At 44.7% G+C, this 2,848-nt stretch carries 2 protein-coding genes and 1 pseudogene; all 3 read right to left on the bottom strand.

What is annotated here, in order from left to right; translation table 11 throughout:
- Positions 1–18: 18 nt before the first annotated feature.
- A pseudogene (locus tag AAC147_RS03855) lies at positions 19–1,425 on the bottom strand (ISKra4 family transposase).
- 24 nt (positions 1,426–1,449) lie between these two features.
- Positions 1,450–2,031, bottom strand: coding sequence for a recombinase family protein (locus AAC147_RS03850; RefSeq protein ID WP_047685705.1), 582 nt, complete (start codon positions 2,029–2,031; stop codon positions 1,450–1,452).
- 144 nt (positions 2,032–2,175) lie between these two features.
- Positions 2,176–2,754: a plasmid pRiA4b ORF-3 family protein gene (locus tag AAC147_RS03845; protein ID WP_047685703.1), complete on the bottom strand. Its 579-nt coding sequence runs from the start codon at positions 2,752–2,754 to the stop codon at positions 2,176–2,178.
- Positions 2,755–2,848: the final 94 nt, after the last annotated feature.

Raw genomic sequence — 2,848 nt, 5'->3', positions numbered from 1 at the left:
CTCATTAGTGTGGGGCACTTATGCCGCAATAGCTTCAGCTTCTGTCAAATAGCGCTCCATTTCTTCACCTAACTTTATTCCCGGATACCAATACTCAAATCGGGCTTTTAAATCATTATTAAGTACCGCTGTGCGTGTCTGGAGTAAATAATGTGCGCCTTGTTGGCTCCATTGCATTTGCTGCTTTTTCACCATACGTTTAGCGATAACTTCATTGATTGCCGATTCAACAAATGACGAGGAGATCGGTTCACCATATCGGTACATTTCACCATAATTCGGGATCATCATGCTGTTATTTTCAATATAGGTATACATTTCATCAAGATGTTTTAACAGCGATTTATGGTTTTCATAATGCAATGTATCGTCATCGCATATCAAGGCACAATGATCCAAATATTCTAATGCCTTATTGACATTCCCATGCCAGATATACCATTTTGTGCTGGTTAAAACGTCTAATAATTCTGCACCGAGTTCGGGGGCGTTTTTTGATACCCCTTTGGCATATTGTTTTAAGACGGTCAGGCGCATTGTGATATGAAACCAGTCGAGCACGTGCTAGGATTCAGGGTACAAATTAAATTGCAGATCCCTGAGGTTATCAGCGCCATCTGATAAGAAAGTAATTTGTTGATTAGCCTGCATTCCCTGTGAAGATAACTGGGCAATGAGTTTTCTTCGGGGATGATTTTCCAGACACTGCACAAAACCAAAACGTTTGGTCGGAACATTAGTTGCGAATGATTTTCCGGCGATGACTTCGAAATGATGTTTTCTGTCGTCCCTGTTTCTGACGTCCCCCCCATCAATACCCACCGCCATCGGTTTTCCCGGTTTGGGTAATTTTTCCCATTCTCTGGGATCGCCGGGGAGAAAATCAGGCAACCCATCTAATTCGGCCTCTTGTCTTTTAGCGGTCTGGCAGAGGTGGTTTCTGACTGTGGCGGCATTACAGCGTTCACCCACCGGCAGAATATCTTTGAGAAGATTGGCGGTCAATCCATAAGACATCAATGAAGCCCACCGGGTTTCTATATACCTGAGTTCCGGGTGAGTATGCGTATCACACCAGTGATTGAGCAAGCTAACGGTGTGGGTTGAATGTTTTTCACAAGCACACCGGTAAACCCGAAATCCCTCCACGGGAATAATGCCAAACAAGGTTCGATACTGGATTGTCTGTTTACCTTTTATTCGCCGGTTTCGCTGACAGCAAGGACAAGTGCGATGTTCATCCAAATATTCCGCCGCCTGTTTCTGGATCACTGATTGCTGGATAGCGTTCAAAAGTAATTTAGATTCAGACAGGGAAAGTCCAATGTCATTGGGGGCGTCGGACTGTTTTTCTATCGTGAATAACTTCTCAGTATGGCGATGCCCCGATTTATCGACCATCGCGATTTGGATTGTGAATTGCATGATGCTGTCCTCCCGGGGTTGTGGCTACTGTATTCCCCCGTTTTTTAGCTGGTGACGCAATTTATAATACGTAGAAACACCTAATCCTACGTTATCGCAGGCCAGCTTTAACTTGATACCTTTTGCTCTTAACGCGTCTATTTGAGGTAATTTACTGATATCCGCAGGCGGCCTGCCCGTTCGTTCCCCGCGCTGTTTTTTTGCTGCGATCCCTTCGTTTTGCCTCTCCCGAATGAGTGCCCGTTCAAACTGACTGAAGGCCGACATCATATGCAGTTGCAGCTCTTGCATGGGCGTGCTCTCGTGAGCACTAAACGTAAGCTGCTCTTTCAGGAATATCAGTGTAATACCTTGCTGACGTAAACGCAGGGTCAGGCTACACATATCCATCATATTGCGGCATAACCGATCGATGGAGTGAACAACAATCGTGTCACCGGTTCTGACCTGTTGAAGCATATCCTGGAGCTGTGGCCGGTTGATGTTTTTCGCACTGGCCTGTTCGATATAGATTTTGTCAATTTTAATACCGGATGCAGACAGCGCCTCTTTCTGGCGATCAACGTGCTGGTCAACCGAACTCACCCGGATATAGGCATAGTGCATACTACCCTCAAAAGTATTTAAACCTGATAAAGATTTGTAGAATACTCTATAAAATTGCCTTTTTCGAGGTTTATAGAGAGCTATGACCTTGTTTTTAGCACGACTGAAAAGGTATACCTTTATGGATACCGCTCACCCTATCCGCTACAGCCCTATCACGATGGGTTCAAGTTCTGGTGAATCAAGATTGAGCCGACTTAATTGGCGATTAATCTTTCTGCGGTTGAATCTGACGGCATCAAGTGCCTCAACCAATGGACGGATCTCTCCGATCGTTGTTGTTTCATCAGCGTGAATAATCGCGTTGAACAGTGCCAATGTTTTATCGGCTTCATCGGCTAACGTCGCCCCGAGCATTCGGTTTCCGGCCAGACAAAAGGGAGACATTAGATTAGAATTTTCGAGAATAGTTTCAATACGGATATCGTGAAGCCAGTGCTCAAAAAAATTGTATTCATAAGTAAAGCGATCACCGGCATCAAATTCAAAGTCATCCAGCGCGATTTTGTCAGGGTTATCAGAAAATGCAATCCCGCCGGAGTACGAAATGCCGTAATTTTTACCATAAATACGGAATTGATGCAGGTAATCATCCTGCCATCCTTGCGCGATCTGAATGATATAGTGAAAAGCCGCTAAAGAAGTCCTGCCTGACAGCCTGAATCGACGCCAGATCATAGGACTGATTCCCCGAAGGGCAATTTTCACGATATAATTTTTCATGGTGAGGTGTCTGATAAAATGATGTTCCTTTGCTCATTCTATCGTCTATTTAACACAGTGCCCCAAGGTAATGAGATGGTTCCCCTCACCCTAA

Source organism: Xenorhabdus sp. NBAII XenSa04, from assembly GCF_963866145.1.
Classification (GTDB): Bacteria; Pseudomonadota; Gammaproteobacteria; order Enterobacterales; family Enterobacteriaceae; genus Xenorhabdus; species Xenorhabdus indica.
This window is presented reverse-complemented; position numbering and strand designations above follow the sequence as displayed.

Coding starts and splice junctions, on each gene's coding strand:
- AAC147_RS03850 (WP_047685705.1), bottom strand. CDS start 2,031: ATGCACTATGCCTATATCCGGGTGAGTTCGGTTGACCAGCACGTTGAT.
- AAC147_RS03845 (WP_047685703.1), bottom strand. CDS start 2,754: ATGAAAAATTATATCGTGAAAATTGCCCTTCGGGGAATCAGTCCTATG.